Genomic DNA, 344 nt, shown 5'->3' on the forward strand with positions numbered 1-344 from the left:
CATATGCAAGGTTTCCGAGTCCGCCTGAACCGATGGCGCCGGCAATGGCGGTAGATCCGATCAGGGCGATGGCCGTCACGGTGATGCCTGAAATTAACGCAGGCATTGATTCAGGAATCAGCACTTTGAAGATAATCGTCGATGTCTTTGCTCCCATTGATCTGGCAGCTTCGATGACTCCTTTATCGACTTCCCGGAGCGCAATTTCCGCAAGACGGGCGTAAAACGGCGCGGAGCCGATAATCAGCGCCGGCAATGCGGCATTCGGTCCTAAAATCGATCCGACCAGAATCTTAGTAAAGCCGAGAAGCAGAATAATTAAAATAAGAAACGGAATAGACCTG

1 protein-coding gene is annotated in these 344 nt (G+C 51.2%); it reads right to left on the bottom strand.

The features are described from left to right. On the bottom strand, positions 1 to 344 hold a 344-nt coding region (locus SB660_RS19405; protein WP_410583869.1), incomplete at both ends, for a methionine ABC transporter permease.

The organism is Bacillus sp. SIMBA_005, from assembly GCF_046535585.1.
GTDB classification, from domain to species: domain Bacteria; phylum Bacillota; class Bacilli; order Bacillales; family Bacillaceae; genus Bacillus; species Bacillus pumilus.